The organism is Citrobacter sp. FDAARGOS_156, assembly GCF_001559235.2.
GTDB lineage: Bacteria > Pseudomonadota > Gammaproteobacteria > Enterobacterales > Enterobacteriaceae > Citrobacter > Citrobacter youngae.
The window spans coordinates 1898000-1920388 of sequence record NZ_CP014030.2 but is presented as its reverse complement, the minus strand read 5'-3'; the positions used below and the strand labels follow the sequence as shown (position 1 = coordinate 1920388).

At 51.2% G+C, this 22389-nt stretch carries 24 protein-coding genes; 10 read left to right on the top strand and 14 right to left on the bottom strand.

The genetic code is table 11. The features are described 5' to 3' along the window. Positions 1-14: 14 nt before the first annotated feature. The 8 genes from potI to AL515_RS09285 form a co-directional block, all read right to left on the bottom strand. Complete coding sequence (potI, locus tag AL515_RS09320; RefSeq protein ID WP_048212155.1) at positions 15-860, bottom strand: putrescine ABC transporter permease PotI; 846 nt, start codon at positions 858-860, stop codon at positions 15-17. Further along, positions 857-1810, bottom strand: coding sequence for a putrescine ABC transporter permease PotH (gene potH / locus AL515_RS09315; RefSeq protein WP_005123598.1), 954 nt, complete (start codon positions 1808-1810; stop codon positions 857-859). Before potH ends, potI begins: the two co-directional genes overlap by 4 nt. A gap of 9 nt (positions 1811-1819) precedes the next feature. Continuing rightward, the gene (gene potG / locus AL515_RS09310) at positions 1820-2953 is read right to left on the bottom strand and encodes a putrescine ABC transporter ATP-binding subunit PotG (RefSeq protein ID WP_061067606.1); all 1134 of its coding nucleotides are present in this window, start codon (positions 2951-2953) and stop codon (positions 1820-1822) included. Between the two features lie 138 nt (positions 2954-3091). Further along, a complete protein-coding gene (potF, locus tag AL515_RS09305) occupies positions 3092-4204 on the bottom strand; it encodes a spermidine/putrescine ABC transporter substrate-binding protein PotF (RefSeq protein ID WP_061067605.1) in 1113 nt (370 codons plus the stop codon). Positions 4205-4634: 430 nt separating this feature from the next. Further along, positions 4635-5111, bottom strand: coding sequence for a YbjN domain-containing protein (locus AL515_RS09300; RefSeq protein ID WP_005123602.1), 477 nt, complete (start codon positions 5109-5111; stop codon positions 4635-4637). A 90-nt stretch (positions 5112-5201) separates the two neighbouring features. Continuing rightward, positions 5202-6104 carry a 30S ribosomal protein S6--L-glutamate ligase gene (gene rimK / locus AL515_RS09295; RefSeq protein WP_048212157.1) on the bottom strand — a complete coding sequence of 301 codons (903 nt, stop codon included), beginning with the start codon at positions 6102-6104 and terminating at the stop codon, positions 5202-5204. Between the two features lie 59 nt (positions 6105-6163). Beyond that, a complete protein-coding gene (gene nfsA / locus AL515_RS09290; protein WP_061067604.1) occupies positions 6164-6886 on the bottom strand; it encodes a nitroreductase NfsA in 723 nt (240 codons plus the stop codon). Further along, on the bottom strand, positions 6870-7160 hold the full coding sequence (locus AL515_RS09285) for a YbjC family protein (RefSeq protein WP_048212159.1): 291 nt from the start codon (positions 7158-7160) through the stop codon (positions 6870-6872). The genes nfsA and AL515_RS09285 overlap by 17 nt, the downstream gene beginning before the upstream one ends. 192 nt (positions 7161-7352) lie before the next feature. On the opposite strand from AL515_RS09285, the gene AL515_RS09280 reads away from it, so the two are divergent. After that, the gene (locus tag AL515_RS09280) at positions 7353-7616 is read left to right on the top strand and encodes a GrxA family glutaredoxin (RefSeq protein WP_005123606.1); all 264 of its coding nucleotides are present in this window, start codon (positions 7353-7355) and stop codon (positions 7614-7616) included. A 34-nt stretch (positions 7617-7650) separates the two neighbouring features. Here the strand turns inward: AL515_RS09280 and AL515_RS09275 are convergent, their stop codons facing one another. Further along, the gene (locus tag AL515_RS09275) at positions 7651-8031 is read right to left on the bottom strand and encodes an inner membrane protein YbjM (RefSeq protein WP_040233923.1); all 381 of its coding nucleotides are present in this window, start codon (positions 8029-8031) and stop codon (positions 7651-7653) included. 269 nt (positions 8032-8300) lie between these two features. Here AL515_RS09275 and AL515_RS09270 point away from each other — a divergent pair, with 269 nt between their 5' ends. Next, positions 8301-9986 (top strand): aspartate:alanine antiporter, encoded by a 1686-nt coding sequence (locus AL515_RS09270; protein WP_040233921.1) that lies wholly within the window; start codon positions 8301-8303, stop codon positions 9984-9986. Between the two features lie 266 nt (positions 9987-10252). After that, entirely contained in the window at positions 10253-11050 is a 798-nt protein-coding gene (locus AL515_RS09265; protein ID WP_061067603.1) for an SDR family NAD(P)-dependent oxidoreductase, read from the top strand. A gap of 13 nt (positions 11051-11063) precedes the next feature. Here the strand turns inward: AL515_RS09265 and AL515_RS09260 are convergent, their stop codons facing one another. Next, positions 11064-11978: a DMT family transporter gene (locus AL515_RS09260; RefSeq protein ID WP_061067602.1), complete on the bottom strand. Its 915-nt coding sequence runs from the start codon at positions 11976-11978 to the stop codon at positions 11064-11066. 102 nt (positions 11979-12080) lie between these two features. On the opposite strand from AL515_RS09260, the gene AL515_RS09255 reads away from it, so the two are divergent. After that, positions 12081-12995, top strand: a complete 915-nt coding sequence (locus AL515_RS09255; RefSeq protein WP_061067601.1) for a LysR family transcriptional regulator — start codon at positions 12081-12083, stop codon at positions 12993-12995. Positions 12996-13000: 5 nt separating this feature from the next. On the opposite strand, the gene AL515_RS09250 is transcribed toward AL515_RS09255, so the two are convergent. After that, entirely contained in the window at positions 13001-13549 is a 549-nt protein-coding gene (locus tag AL515_RS09250) for a TetR/AcrR family transcriptional regulator (protein ID WP_061067600.1), read from the bottom strand. Between the two features lie 85 nt (positions 13550-13634). On the opposite strand from AL515_RS09250, the gene AL515_RS09245 reads away from it, so the two are divergent. The 3 genes from AL515_RS09245 (at position 13635) to AL515_RS09235 (ending at position 16047) form a co-directional block, all read left to right on the top strand. After that, positions 13635-14843, top strand: a complete 1209-nt coding sequence (locus AL515_RS09245; protein WP_048212164.1) for an MFS transporter — start codon at positions 13635-13637, stop codon at positions 14841-14843. Continuing rightward, complete coding sequence (locus tag AL515_RS09240; protein WP_048212165.1) at positions 14843-15658, top strand: Cof-type HAD-IIB family hydrolase; 816 nt, start codon at positions 14843-14845, stop codon at positions 15656-15658. The genes AL515_RS09245 and AL515_RS09240 overlap by 1 nt, the downstream gene beginning before the upstream one ends. Positions 15659-15765: 107 nt before the next feature. Further along, positions 15766-16047 (top strand): hypothetical protein, encoded by a 282-nt coding sequence (locus AL515_RS09235; protein WP_048212166.1) that lies wholly within the window; start codon positions 15766-15768, stop codon positions 16045-16047. A gap of 26 nt (positions 16048-16073) precedes the next feature. Here AL515_RS09235 and AL515_RS09230 read toward each other — a convergent pair whose 3' ends face one another. Then, on the bottom strand, positions 16074-17306 hold the full coding sequence (locus tag AL515_RS09230) for an MFS transporter (protein ID WP_048212167.1): 1233 nt from the start codon (positions 17304-17306) through the stop codon (positions 16074-16076). A gap of 296 nt (positions 17307-17602) precedes the next feature. Here AL515_RS09230 and ybjG point away from each other — a divergent pair, with 296 nt between their 5' ends. Beyond that, a complete protein-coding gene (gene ybjG, locus AL515_RS09225) occupies positions 17603-18211 on the top strand; it encodes an undecaprenyl-diphosphate phosphatase (protein ID WP_048212168.1) in 609 nt (202 codons plus the stop codon). A 64-nt stretch (positions 18212-18275) separates the two neighbouring features. After that, the gene (gene deoR / locus AL515_RS09220; protein WP_048212169.1) at positions 18276-19034 is read left to right on the top strand and encodes a DNA-binding transcriptional repressor DeoR; all 759 of its coding nucleotides are present in this window, start codon (positions 18276-18278) and stop codon (positions 19032-19034) included. A 48-nt stretch (positions 19035-19082) separates the two neighbouring features. On the opposite strand, the gene dacC is transcribed toward deoR, so the two are convergent. Further along, positions 19083-20285, bottom strand: a complete 1203-nt coding sequence (gene dacC, locus AL515_RS09215) for a serine-type D-Ala-D-Ala carboxypeptidase (protein ID WP_048212608.1) — start codon at positions 20283-20285, stop codon at positions 19083-19085. 327 nt (positions 20286-20612) lie between these two features. On the opposite strand from dacC, the gene AL515_RS09210 reads away from it, so the two are divergent. Beyond that, positions 20613-21239: a glutathione S-transferase family protein gene (locus tag AL515_RS09210; RefSeq protein ID WP_048212170.1), complete on the top strand. Its 627-nt coding sequence runs from the start codon at positions 20613-20615 to the stop codon at positions 21237-21239. Between the two features lie 5 nt (positions 21240-21244). Here AL515_RS09210 and AL515_RS09205 read toward each other — a convergent pair whose 3' ends face one another. Next, a complete protein-coding gene (locus tag AL515_RS09205) occupies positions 21245-22342 on the bottom strand; it encodes a PQQ-dependent sugar dehydrogenase (RefSeq protein ID WP_061067599.1) in 1098 nt (365 codons plus the stop codon). Between the last annotated feature and the right edge of the window lie 47 nt (positions 22343-22389).

Here is a 22389-nt window from a genome sequence, read left to right as displayed (position 1 = left end):
AGATTTTAGTTTTTTCAGCCGCGTCTTGCACGTTGGATATCGCGTATCCGTTGTTTTTCTGTTCGCGCCATCAGATACCACGCGATAAATCCGATAATTCCTACCACGCCAAGGATCAGCGTCGCCAGTGCGTTGATCTCCGGGTTAACCCCCATACGTACGCTGGAGAATACCAACATCGGTAACGTTGTGGCCCCAGGACCAGAGACAAAGCTGGCGATAACCAAATCATCCAGCGATAGCGTAAAGGCCAATAACCAACCGGAAATGACCGCCGGCATAATCATCGGCAGCGTAATGACGAAAAAGACCTTCAGCGGCGTCGCGCCGAGATCCATCGCCGCTTCCTCAATGGAGTGATCCAGTTCGCGCAAACGTGAGGAAATCACCACCGCTACATACGCCGTACAGAAGGTGACGTGCGCCAGCCAGATGGTCAACATACCGCGATCCGCTGGCCAGCCAATGGCGTGCGCCAGCGCCACAAACAGGAGCAGCAGCGACAAACCGGTAATGACATCCGGCATAACCAGCGGTGCGGTGATCATAAAGGCAAAACCATTCGAACCACGAAAACGGCCAAAACGCACCATCACCACGGCAGCTATGGTGCCGAGGATCGCCGCCATCGTCGCAGCACAGGCAGCAATCGTTAAACTCATGCCGACGGCACTCATCATTGCAGTATCGTGGAAAAGTTCACCGTACCAGCGTGTTGACCACCCCGCCCACACCGTCACCAGCTTGGAGCTGTTAAACGAATAGATAACTAACATCAGCATGGGGGCGTACAGAAACGTAAACCCCACGACCAGGATAAAGATCCGCCACGGCGAGCGGACAACCGGTAAGTTATTCATCCGTGTTCCCCCACGCTTTTCTGCTGATACTTATGGAACCACATGATTGGCACAATCAGTAACAGCAACATGATGATGGCAACCGCAGACGCCACCGGCCAGTCACGGTTATTGAAAAACTCCTGCCATAGTACGCGGCCGATCATAATGCTGTCCGGCCCCCCAAGCAGTTCCGGAATAACAAATTCCCCTACCGCCGGGATAAACACCAGCATTGAGCCAGCGATAATCCCGCCTTTGGTCAACGGCACGATCACGCTAAAGAAGGTTTTTAATGGTCGGGCACCTAAATCCAGCGCAGCTTCCACCAGCGAATAGTCAATGCGCGTCAGTGCGGTATAAATCGGCAGCACCATAAAGGGCAAATAGGCATAAACAATGCCAATATAAACCGCCAGGTTGGTATGCAGGATCGTCAATGGCTGATCGATAACGCCCAGCCACATCAGAAAGTTGTTCAGCACCCCGTTATTTTTCAGGATCCCCATCCAGGCGTACACGCGAATCAAGAAAGAGGTCCAGGAAGGCAGAATCACCAGCAACAGCAAAATATTGCGCGTCGAGGGTTTGCTGTGCGCCACCGCCCACGCTAGTGGATACCCCAACAACAGACAGCAGATCGTCGAAATCCCCGCTACCTGCAAAGACTGCAGGTAAGCATCGAAATAGAGCGGGTCGTCCGTCAACTGCAGGAAGTTACCTAAATTGAGCGTAATAGATAGCTGACCATCGGCCCATGCCACAAGGTCAGTGTACGGCGGTATCGCCCGTGCCATTTCTGACAGGCTAATCTTAAAGACAATCAGAAACGGCAATAAAAACAGGAGAACCAGCCACACATACGGCAACGCGATCACCAGCTTGCGACCATGTTTCATTTGCAACTGCGACATATACAGCGTGAAACGGCTCGCTTTTTCGGCACGTGCCGGAGGTTCAAGTGTACTCATCTTTACTCCTTAAACCGTCAACACCACACAGCTGTCCGCATCCCAACACAAACGTACCTCGTCACCCCAGGTCGGTAGCCCCTTGCGATAGCGATGTTCGTTTTGCAGCTGGGCACTCAACATCTGGCCGCTTTTTAAACGCACGTGATACACAGACAAATCACCCAGGTAGGCAATGTGCACCACCTCACCCACCGCAAAGTTATAGCCATCCGGCGGAGGGGCATCACAGAGCATGATTTTTTCCGGACGAAGCGCGACATACACCGGTACGTTATCGACGATGGAAGTATCAGCATCCACTTTTAGCGGATGCACCAGCCCCGGAGAATCAATCACCAAACCGTCCTCCTGACGCTCCTTTAGCAGCCCCTCAAAAACGTTTACCGAACCGATAAATTCAGCGCTGTAGCGGGTGGTCGGGTGCTCGTAGATCTCTTCCGGCTCGCCAATCTGCACAAATTTCCCGCGGTTCATGATGGCTATACGACCCGCCATGGTCATGGCTTCTTCCTGGTCGTGCGTCACCATCACGCAGGTCACCCCTACACGCTCAAGAATATCAACCACTTCCAGCTGCATGCGGTCGCGCAGTTTTTTATCCAAAGCGCCCATCGGTTCATCCAGTAACAGCAGCTTAGGGCGTTTGGCCAGGCTCCGCGCCAGTGCCACGCGTTGACGTTGACCGCCTGAAAGCTGATGCGGCTTACGTTTGGCGAACTCCTGCATGTGCACCAGTCCGAGCATCTCATTCACCCGGCTGGCGATTTCCGCTTTCGGCAGTTTGTCCTGCTTGAGACCAAAGGCAATGTTCTGCTCGACAGTCATATGCGGAAACAGAGCGTAGGACTGAAACATCATATTAATTGGGCGCAGATAAGGTGGAACGTGCGCCAGATCGACACCGTCCAGCATGATTTGCCCGGTAGTCGGCAGTTCAAACCCCGCCAGCATGCGCAACAGGGTTGATTTACCACAACCGGACGCACCCAGCAGGGCAAATATTTCGCCTTTGTAGATAGTGAGATTGACGTCATCGACGGCGTGCTGACCGTCAAATGACTTCGTCAGGTTGCGAATTTCAAGCAGCGGGGTCAGCGCCTTGCGGATTTTCGCTTGTGGGCGTGGGGTTGCATCATTCACTCAAGTGCTCTCCGGCATAAATAAAGAAACAGTGCAAATAACGCACCTTATTGGTGCGTATTGCCGGGTTTTGTGTGTTCGGGATCGCGACATCCCCGGCAGGCACAAGCACCGCCGGGTCATGTCCCGAACATCGGGTTATTTCCCGCTTTTCACCTTCGTCCAGGCACGGGTGCGTACACGATCGATCTTCGGATCCTGTACTTTCAGTGTGAACAGTTTGGCGCGTACGTCCGCTGGCGGATAGATACCCGGGTTATCACGAACTTCCGGGCTAACCAGAGCCGTCGCTCCTTTGTTCGCATTGGCGTAGAACACGTGGTCGGAAATATGCGCAATCACATCAGGGCGCAGCAGGTAATTAAGGAACTGGTAGGCTTCGTCTTTGTTTTTCGCATCTGCAGGCATCGCGAACACATCAAAGAACGCCATCGCCCCCTCTTTGGGAATCGAGAAGGAAATATTGACGCCATTTTTCGCTTCTTTCGCACGGTTTGCCGCCTGCCATACATCCCCTGCCCAGCCAATCGCTACACAGGTATCTCCATTTGCCAGATCGTTAATGTATTGCGAGGAGTGGAAATAACGGATATTCGGACGCAGTTTCAACAACAAATCGGTTGCCGGCCCGGTGTAATCATCCGCTTTGGTACTGTTTGGATCTTTACCCAAATAGTTCAGCACAGTAGCAAACACTTCTTCAGGCGCATCGAGGAAAGAGACACCGCAGCTTTTGAGTTTTTCCAGATTCTCCGGTTTGAGGATCAAATCCCAGCTGTTAACCGGTGCATCCGCACCCAGCACCGCTTTAACTTTATCTACGTTGTAGCCAATACCGGTGGTTGCCCACATATACGGCATAGCAAACTTATTGTCTGGATCGTGTTTACCCACCAGTTTCAGCAGTTCAGGATCGAGGTTTTTCCAGCCTGGCAGTTTGCTCTTGTCCAGGGGCTGGAAAACGCCCGCGGTCAGTTGCCGTTCGAGGAAACTGGCTGACGGGACAACGAGGTCAAAACCGGTGCTGCCAGCCATGAGCTTACCTTCCAGCACCTCATTGGAGTCAAATACATCATAAATGACTTTAATACCGGTCTCTTTCTCAAAATTAGCCACCGTGTCCGGAGCAATATAGTCAGACCAGTTATAAATATGCAGTGTTTTTTGTTCAGCAGCGAGCGTGCCGGCAGAGATGGCCATCAGAGCACCTGCAACCAGGCCTGATAACCATTTTTTATTTAAGGCGGTCATAATCTCTTTCCTTCTGAAAGTTCGTTAACAAACGAACAAAAAAGTCACACTCTAATGATATGCAAGAAACGTGCATATTATTTCATGCGGCATCAATGAAAGAGAGGTCTCTCTCCCCGCCGCTATTGCTCGCTGATATCCGCTGACTTATTCAACATGCATACAGCTACAGATAGCTCATAATAGGCAAATTGAACGGTGGCGTTTACAAGCCTTGCAAGAATAACTTTAGCCAGGATTCGAGAATATAGCCCAGATAAAAAAACGTCTTTTATCAATTTTTTATGCAGATTTTGTCTATGACGTAATGCGGAAGGGGCGGAACCGAAGTGAATAATTCTTTAAGAAAAGGTTAAATGCAGAATAAAAACGTGAAATACGCAACCGCTCTGGCAGCGGCTGCGCTATAAATACCCAAAATCAGGAACGATTAATGGAGGAAATGAACCTCTGCATTGCCGTTTTGCCCGTCTTCTTCGGCATTAAACAACAATTGATGTGCCCCGGCTTCAAGGATCACCATCGATATCTGTTCTTCGCTCTGACGCACAAAACATTCAAACTGTTCAAACGTCACACCCGGCATCACGGATAAAGACTGGCAAACCACCAGTTTTGGCAGATTATCATCCTGCATATCCAGAAAGGCTTTTACCGTCAGTGAGCTGGCATTGATAGCGGATAGATCGGCGGCCAGCGGCAGCAGCGCTGAAGGTCTGACTTCCGCCATCGCGGAAAATAGAATGACGTTATCCACCAGATCAATTTTTGCATCAAAAATGCCATCGAAGTTCTGCATGTGCGGTAGATGCAGCGCCTGACAGGTATCACATTCAAAAAAACTCATGCCCAGGTCGTCGAGCCATTGACGCAACGTATCCAGAGTGGGAACGACCAGTGATGTCATAATAATGTGCGACCTCTATTGATGAAAAAATTACCGGCACAGCTTACGCAAAAAGACCGTGTCATACCACGATCGCTATCGATATTGCGTTTAGCCGCCGATTTTAAGACAAAATTCAGGAGTAGCATGACGCTCGATCCACTGGATCATTCGCGCAGCAATATCTATCCCTGTGGTTTTCTCCACGCCTTCCAGCCCTGGAGAGGCGTTGACCTCCATAACCAGCGGTCCGCGTTCTGCACGCAGGATATCGACGCCAGCAACATCAAGCCCCATCGTGCGGGCGGCTTTAAGCGCAATGTCCCTTTCCTGCAGCGTGATATTGGCAATCGTGGCAACTCCGCCGCGATGCAAATTAGAACGAAAATCGCCCTCTTTGGCCCGCCGCTCAATAGCCGCGACCACCTCATCACCCACAACGAAACAGCGAATATCTCGCCCCTTCGCCTCTTCGATATATTCCTGGACCAGAATATGGGCATTCAGACCACGAAATGCATCCACTACGCTCTCTGCGGCCTGGCGCGTTTCGGCCAATACCACACCGATCCCTTGAGTCCCCTCCACCAGCTTCACCACCAGCGGCGCACCGCCGACCATATCAATCATATCGCTGGTATCATCCGGCGAGTGGGCTATTCCGGTAATGGGCAGGTCAATTCCCTGTCGCGCCAACAGTTGTAACGAGCGCAGCTTATCGCGTGCGCGGGTAATCGCTACTGACTCATTCAGCGGATAGCTACCCAGCATCTCAAACTGACGTAATGCCGCCGTACCGTAGAAGGTAATGGCTGAGCCAATTCTTGGAATAACCGCGTCAAAATGGGGAAGCTGGCGGCCTTTATAATGGATAGAAGACGCTGCCGGGCTAATGTTCATATAGCAAGAAAGGGGATCGATAATTTCTACCAGGTGACCGCGTTGCATCGCTGCTTCACGCAGGCGTTTGCAAGAATAGAGCGTTCCATCCCGGGACAAAATGGCAATTTTCACCCTGCACCTCTCTAAAAGACCTGGTAAAAGCTGGCGTATCATACACTGGGTTAAAATCTTTAGCGCGTGGCCCATCCCTGTTTATGCAAATATTCCAGGATAAAGGGGCGACTTTCTTTAATGATGGTGCGGCGAATGTGATCGCTCCAGGTATCGCGACGCGTGTTGCTACCACGGGTCAGATAGTATTGCGCAAGCTGTTCATCATATTGCGACAAAATATCCCGATCGAGCGGCTGGTAATGGTTTTCATGCACCACCAGTGTTGCTGGCAGCCGGGGCTTGATGTCCGGGTTATCCGCAGGCCAGCCGAGACACAGACCAAACAGTGGCAAAACATGCTTCGGCAGCGTCAGTAATTCCGTTACCGGCTCAATATTGTTGCGCAGACCGCCAATGAACACACCGCCAAGTCCCAGCGATTCAGCCGCTGTCAGCGCATTTTGCGCCATCATCGCCGTATCAACCACGCCAAGCAACAGTTGCTCAGCCAGCCCCAGTTGCGCATCGGGGCAAATCTGCAAATGGCGATTAAAATCGGCGCAAAAAACCCAGAACTCGGCGGCCTGTGCGACATGTTTTTGTCCGCCGGATAAGGTCACCAGGGACTCCCGCAGACTTTGATCGGTAATACGAATTATCGTCGTGCACTGCAAAAAACTTGAACTTGATGTCCCTTGAGCGGCAGCAATGATCGCCTCACGCTGTGCGTCCGAAATACTTTCATCGGTGAAATGGCGAATGGAACGGTGGCTGCGAAGTAAATCAATGGTTGGCGTCATCTTTTTTTTCTCTGGCTGAATGGGAAGAAGCGTCGGGAGCACGCGACATCAGCTGCGGTGCCAACAGTTGCGCAATGCGCAACATCAACACCACCGCGGCGGGAAGCATTAACAGTACACCCAGAAATATCATTACCACACAGGCCAATGGCCCGTTCAGCGGTGCGGGTAAGGTGAGATAATCGTTAAGCGACAGCAGCGCCAGCGATAACAAAACCATCCCGATGATTTCCAGAATCAATACGCTTTTGGGTAACACGCCCACTGTGCGCATAGGTGCCTCCCGATAAATGGCGCTTAGTGTAAAACGTTCCGACAGCCCATGTTTAACAAAAATGCGGATTGAAAAACGAAGGCATAGACTAAGGATATCAAAGCAACAGGCTGAACCTGCTTTCCATCCGTCACAAATCGCGGCATCATAACAACATTCGCCATCCGGCCTGATAAGTTCGAGGAGATAGAGATGTTTGCCGTTATTTTTGGTCGCCCAGGGTGCCCGTATTGCGTGCGCGCAAAAGAATTAGCAGAAAAATTAAGCAATGAGCATGACGATTTTAACTTCCGCTACATTGATATCCATGCCGAAGGTATTACTAAAGCAGATCTGGAAAAAACGGTAGGAAAGCCAGTTGAGACCGTTCCGCAGATTTTCGTTGATCAACAACACATCGGCGGCTGCACGGATTTTGAAGCGTGGGCAAAAGAGAATATGAATCTGTTCGCCTGATAGCTGTTTCTACGCCCTCCGCTGGAGGGCGTAATCAGTTTTTTTTCCGCCGCTGACGCTGGTTGAATAAGCTACTGATAAATAAAAAACACAATGCCCCAAGCGCACACCAAAACACTGCACTGAACAGCCATGCCAGCTCTTGCCACAGCGAACGCGTCGGCATAAAAACGAACCGCATCAGTAACAAGCAGCACGGCGCTGCCAGTATTGCACCAAGAAGGGGTTTGAGCACCTCGCGACGGTGGGAGAAAAAGCTTGCCACAGCGCCAGGCAGTATAAAAAACAATAACCCGACCTCAGGATGCCCAGCCGCTCTAAATGCGCCTTTCATATTCAGCGTTAATGAAAGACACACTACAATAAAGAGCACAAAGCAGCAGATCGCACCCGCCCAACTTTGCTTATGTTTCAATCGTTCCTCCTGACATCTTCTCTATCGAACACTCTTTTCGCCCGCAGGCGTCCAGTCAGATAAAGTTACTCGGCATTCCATGCCAAAAACACACCCACACGATTCTTATAGCCGTTGATACGTAATGAGATTAAACTAGCCGCATATATTGTCATGCTGCATTATTTGGGGCTGTGTACGATGCTGTCGCCCCTTAATTTCTGGCAAAAACATTAGCGTAAATTGCCATTTCTTTCAATAGCTTACTAGTAAACAAGAAGTTAGCCTCCGTGAATATAAACGTCGCAGATTTGTTAAATGGGAATTACATCCTGTTATTATTTGTGGTCCTGGCTCTGGGCCTGTGTCTGGGTAAATTACGCCTGGGTTCAGTCCAACTCGGTAATTCCATTGGCGTTTTAGTGGTCTCCCTATTATTAGGTCAGCAGCACTTTAGTATTAACACTGACGCATTAAATCTTGGCTTTATGCTGTTTATTTTTTGTGTCGGGGTGGAAGCCGGTCCCAACTTTTTTTCGATTTTTTTTCGGGATGGGAAAAATTACCTGATGCTTGCACTGGTGATGGTCGGTAGCGCGCTGCTGATCGCCCTGGGACTGGGTAAGCTATTTGGCTGGGATATTGGCCTGACGGCAGGCATGTTGGCTGGTTCAATGACGTCTACGCCCGTTCTGGTCGGCGCGGGCGATACGTTGCGCCATTCAGGGATGGAAGGTACACAGCTATCCACCGCCCTTGATAACCTGAGTCTGGGTTACGCCCTCACCTATTTAATTGGGTTGGTCAGTCTGATTGTGGGTGCGCGCTATCTGCCAAAACTGCAGCATCAGGATCTGCAAACCAGCGCCCAACAAATTGCGCGTGAGCGCGGGCTGGACACTGACGCCAACCGTAAGGTTTATCTACCGGTGATCCGCGCCTACCGTGTCGGTCCAGAGCTGGTTGCATGGGCTGACGGGAAAAATCTGCGCGAGCTGGGCATCTACCGCCAGACTGGTTGTTATATTGAACGTATCCGCCGCAACGGTATTCTGGCCAACCCGGACGGTGATGCAGTGCTGCAAATGGGCGATGAAATTGCCTTAGTGGGCTATCCGGATGCACATGCTCGCCTCGACCCCAGCTTCCGTAACGGTAAAGAGGTGTTCGATCGCGATCTGCTCGATATGCGTATCGTCACCGAAGAGATTGTGGTGAAAAACCACAATGCCGTAGGTCGTCGTCTGGCCCAGTTGAAGCTGACTGACCATGGCTGCTTCCTGAACCGCGTGATCCGCAGCCAGATCGAAATGCCCATTGACGACAACGTCGTACTTAATAAAGGCGATGTATTACAGGTCAGTGGCGATGCGCGCCGTGTGAAAACCATTGCCGATCGTATCGGCTTTATTTCCATTCACAGCCAGGTCACCGATCTGCTTGCTTTCTGCGCATTCTTTATCATCGGCCTGATGATCGGGATGATCACTTTCCAGTTCAGTAATTTCAGCTTTGGCATTGGAAATGCGGCTGGACTGTTGTTCGCCGGGATCATGCTGGGCTTCCTGCGTGCTAACCATCCAACGTTTGGCTACATTCCTCAAGGTGCGCTGAACATGGTCAAAGAGTTTGGCCTGATGGTCTTTATGGCTGGTGTCGGTTTAAGCGCAGGTAGCGGCATTGGTAATGGCCTCGGCGCAGTGGGTGGCCAGATGCTGATTTCGGGTCTGATTGTCAGCCTGGTTCCAGTGATCATCTGTTTCTTGTTTGGAGCTTATGTATTGCGCATGAACCGGGCCCTGCTGTTCGGGGCGATGATGGGGGCGCGTACCTGTGCGCCAGCAATGGAAATCATCAGCGATACCGCGCGCAGCAACATTCCTGCTTTAGGCTATGCGGGCACATACGCGATTGCTAACGTTCTGTTGACGCTGGCGGGGACACTCATCGTCATCATCTGGCCCGGCATCGGTTAGAACTGTTTTTTGCTTTTAATGAAAATTTTTTGCAGGTAAGCAGAACTTTTCTTAAAGGCGTCAGTCATAACTATTGCCACTGCTTTTCTTTGATGTCCCCAATTTGTGGAGCCCATCAACCCCGCCGTTTTGGTTCAAGGTTGATGGGTTTTTTGTTGCCTGGATTTTAACTCCCTCCCTCCTCCCCCGAAATTCCTCCCCAAATTTGCAGCATGCCGGTTATGGCACATACTTTTACTCGGTGCTAAATGGTGATGGGGGTTGCTATGTTACTCGCAGGCAAAGTCGCGGTGATCTTCGGCGGCAGCGGGGCTATTGGTAGTGCGGTTGCGCAGACCATGGCGCGCGAAGGTGCCCATGTGTACCTGGGCGCACGCCGTCAGGAAAAGCTTGATTGGGCAGCCAGTCGCCTGCGAATGGCGGGTGGCACTGTCGATACGTTTATCACCGATGTGCTCGACGAGCACGACACCTCAACACAAGTTACCCGCCTGGTACAGCGAATCGGTGGAATTGATGTGGTGGTTAACGCGACCGGCTTTATGCATGAACAGGGCAAGCGCATCGAGGCATTAGCCCTCTCTGAGTTTATGAGCGGTATCACTCCTTTCCTCTCGGCACAGTTCAATATCGCAAAATCCGTAACGCCGCACATGGGCGGCAATCGAGCGGGCGTCATTCTCACCGTTGTCGCGCCCGCGGCCCCGATGGCAATACCTGGGCATTTGGGGCACATCGTCGGCTGTGCGGGAACAGAGGCTTTTATTAAAGCGCTCGCCAGCGAACTGGGACCGGCAAATGTTCGAGTCGTCGGCGTGCGCTCACATGCGATTGTGGACGCGGTAGCGGCCGGTTCCTATACCGGGGAGATTTTCACCGCTAAAGCGCAATCAATGGGTTTAACCGTCGATCAATGGTTAGCGGGCGCGGCGCAAGGCACCATGCTCGGACGCCTGCCTACGCTTGCGCAAATCGCTGAGGTTACAGCCTTTCTGGCTTCAGACCATGCCGGAGCAATGACCGCTACGGTGGTAAATATTACCGGGGGCGCAACCGTAAGCTAATTTACCCGCTCTTTCACGCCGTGCGCTGCTGCGAGCCTTTTTTTGCACTCGTGCGGGAACACAATGCTATGCCGCACATAATAACCAACGCGCTCACCAGATGATATGAATGCAGAGTGACGTGCATAAACATCACGCTAAATAATCCGCCACTCAGTGGAATCAAGTGTGAATAGATCTCTCCGCGCGTTGCGCCAATGGCGCTAATCCCTTTGTTCCATAACAGATATGACAGCCAGGAAGGAAAAATAACAAGGTATGCCAGCCCAGTAATAACGCCTGTATTTGCATAGCTATTCCAGCCCGGCATACCATTGCGTATCAACACCAGAGCCAGTACCGGAATAAGTACAATCGCACCTAACAACGCGCTCACGGCAACAAATGCGTTTCCCTTCACCTCACACGGTTTAACGCGTAGAAAGGCACAATAAACAGCCCAACTCAGCGCTGACCCCATGGTCCAGACATCGCCCCGATTGAGATGTTCCAATACCTGTGCGTGCATCAACCCGCCTTGCGACACCAGCCAGATAACACCAACGGTACTCAGGAGCACACCTGCTATATTTCGCGCAGAGATCCGCTCTTTAAAAAAGAACTTATTGATTAACAGAACGAGTGCCGGTGTGGTGGACATATAAATCGCGGCATTGAGCGAGGTTGTATATTGCAGGCCGATATATAACGTTAAGGGGAAAAGAACCTGACCACAAAGCGCGAGGAAGACGATAGTACCAAAGGATTTTCTCATCGCTGGCCACTGCATGGCGATCTGTCGGAAATAAAGCGCCATCAATAGCAATGCGGTAAATACCCAGCGTGCTGCTGATAAAACGATGGGATTAACTTCGGCAACCAATATATGGCCGACCACATAGTTGCCGCCCCAAAAACAGGCAGCCAGACTGAGTAAAAGATAGGGCATATTTGCGCCTTATTGTCAGTTGTACGGTATGACCACAAGGCTACGGCGGCGTGAGAATGAATGCTAATATAACGTTTTCATCCATGTGCATAGATTAAAACTATGAAATTCACGCTAAGGCAACTTGAGTTTTACATCGCACTTGCAGAAACATTACAAATTTCCAAAGCTGCTGCGCGCTGCCATATTTCTCAGTCATCAATGACCATTGCCATGCGGAATCTGGAAGAATCATTAGACGTGCAGCTATTTGTACGTTACCCCAAAGGCGTGAAGCTCACCGCCGAGGGCGAGCGCTTTCTGGCACATGCCTGCAACATCATCAACAGTAGCCACTCGGCTGTTGACGCTCTGCATGACAGGAGTGAAATTCTCACCGGCACGGTGCGCATAGGCATTGCCGAAACGCTCTCAGCCTATCTCATCCCGGATATACTCAACGATCTTGAACGACGTTTCCCTTTGCTGGAGATCGTATTTTATGAAGCTACTGCACCGGAACTGGTACAGGCGCTACGGGAACAAAAGGTCGATTTTTGCCTGCTTCTGACCTCAAATATCAGCCATGATAACGACCTTGAGATCGAAACATTCATTCGTTCACAGCGCCGCCTGTGGACGTCTATTGGGCATCCGCTACAGAGCCGGGCATCGATCCGTTTAATAGACGTCGAAAAGCTACCATTTTTACTGCTGGAAACCGATAAGTACCCTGACGTAATCATCGATTACTGGCAGCAGCGTGGCTATACGCCCAATATCAGTTTTCGCAGCAACTCTTTTGAAGCAATAAGAAGCCTGGTTGCAAAAGGCAGAGGAATAACCATTTTATCCGACCTGGTGTATCGCCCGTGGTCACTGGATGGTCTGCGCGTCATGCACAGAACGATTGATGATTTTATTACTTATATGGATGTCGGGACGGTAAAAAAAGCCGCCCGGCCGTTGACGCCAGAGGCGATGAAAGTCATTGATTTTTTACGTCAGGCCGTTACCCGCCTCGACAAACCATTTTGATGATTTCATCTCTGAGGTAATCCGGCAATACGCTCCACCATCACCAGAATATCTTCCCGCGAGAGCGGTTTTTTATCTGTGACAAAATGCAGCGTCATCCCTTCAATAAATGCATCCAGCGCTCGTGCGGTTACCGGCTCGAACCACTGCTCCAGCGTTTGTTGGCTGCGTAGCATCCAGTTTTGCATCACTGTTTTTAGCGCCGGTTTACGGCTGGCGAAGGCATATAACTGATACATAAGCTCCATGTTGTCAGGCGTTGTGACCTGAGAGCTATAGATCATATCGGTAATCGCATGGCAGGCCTGTGGCGCATTTTCAACACCGGCAAAAAATGCCTGATATTGCACAGACATGGTGTCAGTAAAACGCTCGAATGCCTCCATTAAAAGCTCATCTATTCCCGAAAAGTAATAGGTCATTGAGCCCAGCGGCACCTCGGCAATCATGGCGATTTTCCGGTGTGTAACCCCATGAATACCATGGATTATAACCGCATCCAGCGTGGCCTGGACTATTTTATCCCGTCGTTGTGGGTCGTTCGCGCGTCGCACTGCTTTACCTCTTCTTGCATTTGTGTACAAATGTACACAACCTTGCTAATGTTGTCTTCTTCCCTCTTTTCTTTGGCTCGAATTCATGACTGGCATCTCATCACGCAAAGCCTTAAGACGTCGCACCTGGGCGCTGTTCACGTTCTTCTTTTTACCAGGATTATTAATGGCCTCCTGGGCAACGCGTACCCCTGCCATCAGAGATATTCTCTCCATCTCTACCGCCGAAATGGGTGCGGTGCTGTTTGGACTCTCAATTGGTTCGATGAGTGGCATTCTTTGTTCGGCCTGGCTGGTGAAACGATTTGGCACACGCAACGTCATCCGCGCCACCATGTCATGCGCGGTTCTGGGAATGACAATTCTCAGCCTCGCATTATGGTTGCATTCCGCCTGGCTGTTTGCGTTTGGTCTGTGCGTGTTTGGCGCCAGTTTTGGCGCGGCAGAAGTGGCTATCAACGTCGAAGGTGCAGCGGTTGAGCGTGAAATGAACAAAACTGTTCTGCCGATGATGCATGGTTTCTACAGCCTTGGAACGCTGGCTGGCGCAGGTGTTGGCATGGTACTTACCGCCGTCAGCGTCCCCGCGACAGCACATATTCTGCTGGCGGCGATGGTGGCTATTACCCCTATTTTTATCGCTATTAAGGCTATCCCCGACGGCACAGGTAAGAATGCTACTGACGGTTCGCACGCCGTTGAAAAAGGGTTGCCATTCTATCGCGATATGCAGTTGCTGCTGATTGGCGTCGTGGTGCTCGCAATGGCATTTGCCGAAGGTTCCGCCAACGACTGGCTTCCATTACTGATGGTTGATGGACATGGATTTAGCCCGACATCCGGATCGCTGATTTATGCCGGCTTTACGCTCGGTATGACCGTCGGGCGCTTCACCGGTGGCTGGTTCATCGACCGCTACAGCCGTGTGGCAGTAGTACGCGCCAGTGCACTGATGGGCGCGCTCGGTATCAGCCTGATCATTTTTGTCGACAGCTCATGGGTGGCAGGTGTCTCGGTGATCCTTTGGGGGCTAGGGGCTTCTCTCGGCTTCCCGCTGACCATTTCAGCCGCCAGCGATACCGGCCCTGATGCGCCAACCCGCGTGAGCGTTGTTGCGACTACTGGCTATCTGGCATTCCTGGTAGGTCCGCCGCTGCTGGGCTATTTGGGTGAACACTATGGCCTGCGCAGCGCCATGTTGGTTGTGCTGGCGCTGGTGCTTGTCGCAGCCATCGTAGCGAAGGCTGTGGCTAAACCGGATGTCAAAAATACCACTGTGATGGAGAACGGCTAATGGGTATCAAGTTAATTGCAGTAGACATGGACGGTACGTTTTTAAGTGACCAAAAGACCTATAACCGCGAGCGGTTTATGGCGCAGTACCGTCAAATGAAAGCACAAGGGATCCGCTTTGTAGTCGCCAGCGGCAATCAGTATTACCAGTTGATCTCTTTTTTTCCCGAACTGGCCAATGAAATCTCATTTGTGGCGGAAAACGGTGGCTGGGTGGTCAGCGAAGGGGAAGATATTTTTAACGGTGAACTGGCAAAAGACGATTTCCAGACCATCGTAGAATATCTGCTGACCCGTGCAGACGTTGATATTATCGCCTGTGGTAAAAACAGCGCCTACACCCTGAAGCAGTACAGCGATGAGCATAAATCCATCTCTGCCATGTATTATCACCGTCTTGAATTTGTCGATAACTTCGACAATATCAACGATGTATTCTTCAAATTTGGCCTGAATATCTCCGACGATCGCATTCCCCAGGTGCAGGCCGATCTTCATGAGGCGATTGGCGACATTATGGTACCGGTGCATACCGGATACGGCAGTATCGATTTAATTATTCCGGGTGTTCATAAAGCCAACGGCCTACGCCTGCTGCAACAACGCTGGAATATTACCAACGATGAGGTTGTCGTGTTTGGCGATGGCGGAAATGATATCGAGATGCTGCGCCAGGCAGGATTTAGTTTTGCAATGGCCAACGCCCATGAGCCGGTTATCCAGGCGGCGAAATATCGCGCGGGTTCGAATAACGAAGAGGGCGTGCTGGATATTATCGACCGCGTGTTAAACAATGAAGCACCGTTTACACATTAACGCCTCAGCACAGACGGCAACAAAATGATGGCATGATCTATTCATAATCCGCCTCAAATTAACCCACTGGATTATTACTTCCAGTGAATATTTCAGGTGAGCAGATTATGAAGAAAAGTGTACTGATGGCAACAGTGTTGCTGGGATTTGCAGGAACAGCATTTGCACAGAATGTTACCGTTGATGTACCAAGCGGATACAAAGTAGTGGTTGTTCCTTCTTCCGTCAATGTTCCGCAGGCGGTCAGTGTCGCTACTGCCCCGCAAACGGTTTATGTTGCTCCGGCAGCCACTCCAGCCCCTGTTTACCGCGCACATCCGTATGCGCGTCATGTTGCCAGCGTAGGTGAAGGGATGGTCATTGAGCATCAGATTGATGACCATCACTAATGATTGCAAAGCCCGGAAACCGGGCTTTAACCTTCCCGGGAATTCCCTACCCGCTTATCTTTCAGAAAGATAACCATCAGAATCAGCCACAGCACACCGCTGGCCAGATTAAACAGACTGAACAAGCCGTTTCCACCCAGCAGATAAGCATGTTTGCTCAGCTCAATACCAACGGTAAATATCAGCATTTGCAGCATACCCATTGCAGCTGAAACTGTCCCTTTGCTCATTTCACTGGCAAACAGCGTCAGGCGCACCAACCCGGCATTCGCCACGCCAATGCCAAATGCATAAAGACTTAAACCTGCCGTCATCCACAGATACGCATGAGAAGAAACAACCGTGGCCGCGGCGGCAATGATCAATCCCACGGAGATTGGCCAGCCCCCCATGATGATCAGCGAGCGCACCGTGCGGCGGGATGTCAGACGCGCCAGCACCAGGTTACCTGCAATCAGTGCACCAAAAATCGGCACCTGCAGCAGGCCATATTCGTAGCTGCTGAGATGTTCGCCACTGATAATAATGATCGGGGACTGCGCAATCCACGCCAGCAATGGCAGACTGACAAAGCCCAATGCCAGTGCGCCTGCGACAAAACGCACATTCTTTAGCACCAGCTTATAATCTTTGCCCAACTCTTTGATAGAAAGCTTCTCGCCCAGACGGGTAGCCGTTTCCGGCATCGCGCGCTGCAGGCCAAAAAAGGCAATTGCAGCCAGCGCGGCAAACAGGACAAACATGCCTTCCCACGGAAGGACATGTACCCAGGCGGCCCCAACCAACGGCCCCAAAAGCGGTGCAATCAATGCTACGTTTGCCATTAGCGCAGTGATTTTAATGCACACCGCTTCTTCAAAGGACTCCTGAATTGCGGCGTAACCTACCGCGCCAATAAAGCACAGGCTAATCCCCTGTAAAAAACGCAGGAAAGTAAATTGCTCAATATTTTGTGCAAACAGCGTTGCGAGGCAGGTCACAATGAACCAAACCACCCCGGTTAACATCACCGGACGACGACCAACACGGTCCGACAGCGGCCCTAACAACCACTGTAAAAACATGCCGCCTGCCAGATAAGCGGTCATGGACGTTGGAACCCAATCTAAACCGGCCTGATATTGCTCCACCACCGCCAACATTCCGGGTTGGATCATATCGTTACCGATATATGTAGAGAATTCGTAAAGCACCAGACAGAGAGGGAAAAGTAATGCCTGACGCCCCAAGCGGGCGCCTGAAGATAAACGGTTCTGCATGCAATCTCTTAACAAATGAAAAAACGCGCAAAGTGTAATAAATGCGCCTTACTGGTGATAGTGAATTATGTGATTTGAAAGCAAAATGCGCACATTTTTACACTCAATTGCACGATAGCTTTTTGTTTTAAGGTTAATTTAAGTTGAGACCGCTATCATGCTCAATAAGCCTCATTAATTGTCTTAAAAAGAGTCAGTTAACAGACAAATAGGACAAGACCGCTTTTTATCGCCTGAAAGCAATTTTATGATCCCCAATATGGGCCTTTTTAACGATTACATTGAGTCTGGATGTTATGCTGGAAAATCTGAACAACTCGCTTTTTTACCTGATCAACGCCACGCCGGACTCTGCGCAATGGACGATCTCGCTCGCCATTTTTATTGCCAAAGATCTGATTAGCATCGTACCGCTACTGGCGATCATTCTCTGGCTTTGGGGGCCGCAAAACCGCGTGACCATCCAGCGCCAGTTGGTCATAAAAATGGCGATTGCGCTGGCAGTCGGCTTGACCATTTCATGGATCATGGGACATTTATTCCCTCACGACCGGCCATTCGTCAATCATATCGGCTACAACTTCCTGCACCATGCTGCAGATGACTCCTTCCCGAGCGACCACGGTACGGTTATCTTTACCTTCGCGTTGGCCTTCCTGTTCTGGCACCGCCTGTGGTCCGGAGCACTGTTGATGGTCGTCGCCGTGGCGATTGCCTGGTCGCGTGTTTACCTCGGCGTACACTGGCCGCTGGATATGCTGGGGGGGTTACTGGCAGGTCTGATCGGCTGCCTGAGCGCCCAGATGATCTGGCAACGATTCGGCACAACCCTGTACCACGGTTTGCAGACCTGCTATCGCACCTGTTTTGCCCTGCCTATTCGTAAAGGCTGGGTACGTGACTAACCCACGGTAAAGAGAGTAGTATTAAGCGCGAAACTGAGCACGTATTCTACTCTCCAGGGGAACTATGGAAACTCGACGCGACGAGCGTATTGGTCAATTACTGCAGGCGCTAAAACGCAGCGATAAATTACACCTTAAAGAAGCCGCGACACTGCTGGGTGTATCAGAAATGACCATTCGTCGCGATCTGAATAATAACACGGCCCCGGTCGTACTGCTTGGGGGCTATATTGTTCTGGAACCCCGTAGCGCCAGCCACTATTTAATCAGCGATCAAAAATCCCGCCTGGTTGATGAAAAACGCCGGGCAGCGCAACAGGCAGCCAGCCTCGTCCAGGCGCATCAGACCGTTTTCTTCGACTGCGGAACAACAACGCCGTGGATCATTGAAGCGATCGATAATGAATTACCGTTCACCGCAATCTGCTATTCACTGAATACGTTTCTGGTGTTACAGGAGAAACCACAGTGCCGCGTCATTTTATGTGGCGGCGAATTCCATGCCAGTAATGCTATTTTCAAGCCACTCGATTTCCAGGAAACCCTGAATAACGTCTGCCCGGATATCGCTTTTTATTCCGCAGCCGGCGTGCATATCGATAAAGGCGCAACCTGTTTTAACCTTGAGGAATTACCGGTTAAACACTGGGCGATGTCGATGGCGCAGTACCATGTTCTGGTGGTTGATCACAGCAAGTTTGGGAAAGTGCGTCCCGCGAGGATGGGCGAATTAAAACGCTTTGATACCATCATCAGCGATAACCGCCCGGATGATGCGTTTGTCGAGTATGCCAAAGCGCAGCATATCAAATTGATGTACTAAATTTGTGCCGGATGACGGTGCTTTCATATCGTCATCCGGCATCAGCGATTAAGAGAACCAGCCACCAAACCACTGGTGGAATTTCATCATCACAAAGTCCCACATCCGGCTAAAGAATCCCCCCTCGTCCACCGCTTCCATCACCATCAACGGACGCTGTTCAATAGATTTTCCGTTCAACTGGAAGTCGATTGTCCCCACAACCTGGCCCTTCTTCAGTGGCGCGGTCAGTTGTGGCTCTGTCAGGGTAAAGCTCGCCTTCAGGTTTTTCAGCTGACCGCGCGGAATGGTCACAGACCCACCTTCCCCAGCGCCCAGATTGACTTCACTCTTATCGCCAAACCAGACTCGTTGGGTAACAAAGGTGGCGTCCGGTTTAATCGGCGTAACGGTTTCAAAGAAGCGGAAACCCCATGTCAGCAACTTTTCGGATTCATTAAAGCGAATACGATCGGTTTTTGCCCCCAGCACCACGGAGATCAAACGCATATCGCCCTGTGTCGCGGATGCAACCAGGTTATAACCGGCTCCCGCCGTGGTGCCCGTTTTCATACCATCCACATTCAGGTTGGTACTCCACAGCAGGCGGTTACGGTTAGGCTGGCGAATTTTATTAAAGGTAAACTCTTTCTCTTTATGGATGGCGTACTCTTCCGGCACATCGTGGATTAACGCTTTACCCAACAATGCCATATCACGCGCGGTACTGAACTGCCCTGCTGCATCCAGACCATGTACTGTCTGGAAAGTCGTGTTGGTCAATCCCAGTTTTTGCGCATAGCCGTTCATCAAACCGATAAACGATTCCTGGCTGCCGGCAACATAATCAGCGAGCGCAATACAGGCGTCATTACCAGACTGAATGATCACGCCTTTGTTCAGATCGGACACCGCAACCTGATCGCCAGGCTTGAGGAACATCACCGAAGAGCCGCGCAGGGCCGGATTCCCGGTCGCCCAGGCATCTTTCCCGACGGTAACCATGTCATTCAGATTAATTTTCCCGGCTTTTAGCGCCTGACCGACCACATAGCTGGTCATAATTTTGGTCAGACTGGCGGGATCCAGTTTCTCATCGGCATTACCTTCCGCCAGCACTTTGCCGCTGGCGTAATCCATTAAGATCCACGCACGTGCGTCAACGCTCGGCGGGGCCGTTGGTTGTTCCGCCGCCTGTACGGTCGGCGCCAAAAGGATTAAGAGTGCTGAACCTGCAGCAAGGCTGCGTAGGGAAGAGAAGTATTGCGTCATAAATGCCACCCGAGTATCCATTCCAAAAAACCACGTCATACCACACCGTGTTTACACAAAACCGGCCAAGTTGCCTCAGCCAACCATACAGAAAAGTTCTGATGGATGACGTGTAAAATAAGTGCGGTGAGTAATAACGCACTAACGAGCTTAAAGAAACCGTAAGTTGGTAAAGTTTTTAAAGTTTATGCAATAACGCCGCGCTGCGCTGCTCTCATCACGATTTTTTTGCGCCTTGTTGCGTAAATATTAGGTTTACCCCACCATGTGAGCGAGTCAGATAGAGAATGCAGCCATAAAGCTGCTCAATTAATTTGCGGGGTTACTATGATTACACTGTGGGGTCGCAATAATTCGACCAACGTAAAAAAAGTATTGTGGACACTCGAAGAACTGGAACTGCCGTATAGCCAAATTCTGGCTGGGGGACAGCATGGCGTAAATCATGACGCAGACTATCTGGCGATGAACCCTAACGGACTGGTTCCACTGCTACGCGATGACGAAACAGACGTATTGCTGTGGGAATCCAATACCATTGTCCGCTACCTGGCGGCCCAGTACGGGCAAAAACGACTGTGGGTTGACGCTCCGGCGAAACGTGCCGAGGGTGAAAAATGGATGGACTGGGCTAACCAGACGCTGAGCCCTGCACATCGGGTTATCTTATTTGGTCTGGTCAGAACCCCTGCCGATCAACGCGATCAGGCAGCCATCGAGGCCGGTGCGAAGGTCTGCGATAACCTGTTTGCCATTCTCGACAACGCGCTGGCCGACCGGGCGTGGTTTTCTGGCGCTGAATTTGGCACTGCGGACATCGCCGTCGCACCGTTCATCTATAACCTGTTTAATGTCGGCCTGAGCTGGACGCCACGCCCTCACCTGGAACGTTGGTATCAACAGCTCACCGAGCGCCCGGCATTCCAGAAAGTCGTGATGATCCCGGTCAGCTAATCCTGTCAGGGACTCACTTTCAGCAATTCCCCGTCGGACTCGTCGGTTAATACATACAAATAACCGTCTGGTCCGACGCGCACATCGCGGATTCGCTGCCCTCTGTCATGCAAAATACGCCCGTCTTCCGTCACAGTATTACCTTTCACGCTTAACACAATCACCCCCTGTTCTTTCAGCGCACCAATAAACAGTTTGTGTCTCCACTGTGGGAACGTATCGTGATTATAAAAGGCCATCCCACTGACAGCAGGTGATTTTTCCCAGTAAAAGATAGGCTGCTCGGTGCCCGCCACAATTGAGCCTTTTGCTTCGGGGATGTCGAAACCACTGTAGTTAACACCCCATGTCGCGATTGGCCATCCATAGTTTTTACCTTTCCCGGGGATATTGATCTCATCTCCGCCACGCGGGCCATGCTCATTGAGCCACAACGCATCGCTCCAGGGATTCATCGCCATCCCCTGCGGATTGCGGATGCCATACGACCATATTTCAGCCCGCGCGCCAGTCTGGTTCACAAACGGGTTATCCGGTGGAATTTTGCCCTCGTCTGTTAGTCGAACCACTTTGCCCTGTAATTTGTCCAGTTCCTGAGCGGTTATGCGCTGGTTATTCTCGCCAAGGCCTATAAACAAATAACCTTTGCCATCAAATACCATACGCCCGCCAAAATGATTCCCGGTTGATAACTTAGGCATTTGGCGGAACACCGTCCGGAAGCCCTGCAGGTGTTTACGATCGTCACTTAACAGCCCGTAGCCTACTGCTGTTCCGGCTTTCCCTTCACTGTCAGCTTCCGCGAAGCTTAGCCACACCCGCCGGGATTGGGCAAAATCCGGTGCCAACGCCACATCAAGCAGTCCCCCCTGACCATTCGCCCAGACTTTGGGTACGCCGGTCAGCGGGTCGGAAAGCCCCTTATCGGGTTGCCAGAGCCTAAGTTGCCCTCCTCTGAGCGTAATCAGCATACTGCGATTATCGGGTAAAAAGGCCAGCGACCACGGGTGGTCGAGTTTGGTTTGCAGGATCTCCACCTTGACGGCAGCGGCATAGGGGGAAAGCAACGCCAGTGAGGCAACACAGAGAAAGAGTCGACGCATAGCACCTCCTTAATGGCTCTGCTTAAAGCGTAGCCAGCAAGGGGAAT

Bases quoted from the DNA above. Each gene is read 5' to 3' on its own strand.
- potI (WP_048212155.1), bottom strand. From the start codon at position 860: ATGAATAACTTACCGGTTGTCCGCTCGCCGTGGCGGATCTTTATCCTG.
- potH (WP_005123598.1), bottom strand. From the start codon at position 1,810: ATGAGTACACTTGAACCTCCGGCACGTGCCGAAAAAGCGAGCCGTTTC.
- potF (WP_061067605.1), bottom strand. From the start codon at position 4,204: ATGACCGCCTTAAATAAAAAATGGTTATCAGGCCTGGTTGCAGGTGCT.
- AL515_RS09300 (WP_005123602.1), bottom strand. From the start codon at position 5,111: ATGACATCACTGGTCGTTCCCACTCTGGATACGTTGCGTCAATGGCTC.
- nfsA (WP_061067604.1), bottom strand. From the start codon at position 6,886: ATGACGCCAACCATTGATTTACTTCGCAGCCACCGTTCCATTCGCCAT.
- AL515_RS09285 (WP_048212159.1), bottom strand. From the start codon at position 7,160: ATGCGCACAGTGGGCGTGTTACCCAAAAGCGTATTGATTCTGGAAATC.
- AL515_RS09280 (WP_005123606.1), top strand. From the start codon at position 7,353: ATGTTTGCCGTTATTTTTGGTCGCCCAGGGTGCCCGTATTGCGTGCGC.
- AL515_RS09265 (WP_061067603.1), top strand. From the start codon at position 10,253: ATGTTACTCGCAGGCAAAGTCGCGGTGATCTTCGGCGGCAGCGGGGCT.
- AL515_RS09260 (WP_061067602.1), bottom strand. From the start codon at position 11,978: ATGCCCTATCTTTTACTCAGTCTGGCTGCCTGTTTTTGGGGCGGCAAC.
- AL515_RS09255 (WP_061067601.1), top strand. From the start codon at position 12,081: ATGAAATTCACGCTAAGGCAACTTGAGTTTTACATCGCACTTGCAGAA.
- AL515_RS09245 (WP_048212164.1), top strand. From the start codon at position 13,635: ATGACTGGCATCTCATCACGCAAAGCCTTAAGACGTCGCACCTGGGCG.
- AL515_RS09240 (WP_048212165.1), top strand. From the start codon at position 14,843: ATGGGTATCAAGTTAATTGCAGTAGACATGGACGGTACGTTTTTAAGT.
- AL515_RS09235 (WP_048212166.1), top strand. From the start codon at position 15,766: ATGAAGAAAAGTGTACTGATGGCAACAGTGTTGCTGGGATTTGCAGGA.
- AL515_RS09230 (WP_048212167.1), bottom strand. From the start codon at position 17,306: ATGCAGAACCGTTTATCTTCAGGCGCCCGCTTGGGGCGTCAGGCATTA.
- ybjG (WP_048212168.1), top strand. From the start codon at position 17,603: ATGCTGGAAAATCTGAACAACTCGCTTTTTTACCTGATCAACGCCACG.
- deoR (WP_048212169.1), top strand. From the start codon at position 18,276: ATGGAAACTCGACGCGACGAGCGTATTGGTCAATTACTGCAGGCGCTA.
- dacC (WP_048212608.1), bottom strand. From the start codon at position 20,285: ATGACGCAATACTTCTCTTCCCTACGCAGCCTTGCTGCAGGTTCAGCA.
- AL515_RS09210 (WP_048212170.1), top strand. From the start codon at position 20,613: ATGATTACACTGTGGGGTCGCAATAATTCGACCAACGTAAAAAAAGTA.
- AL515_RS09205 (WP_061067599.1), bottom strand. From the start codon at position 22,342: ATGCGTCGACTCTTTCTCTGTGTTGCCTCACTGGCGTTGCTTTCCCCC.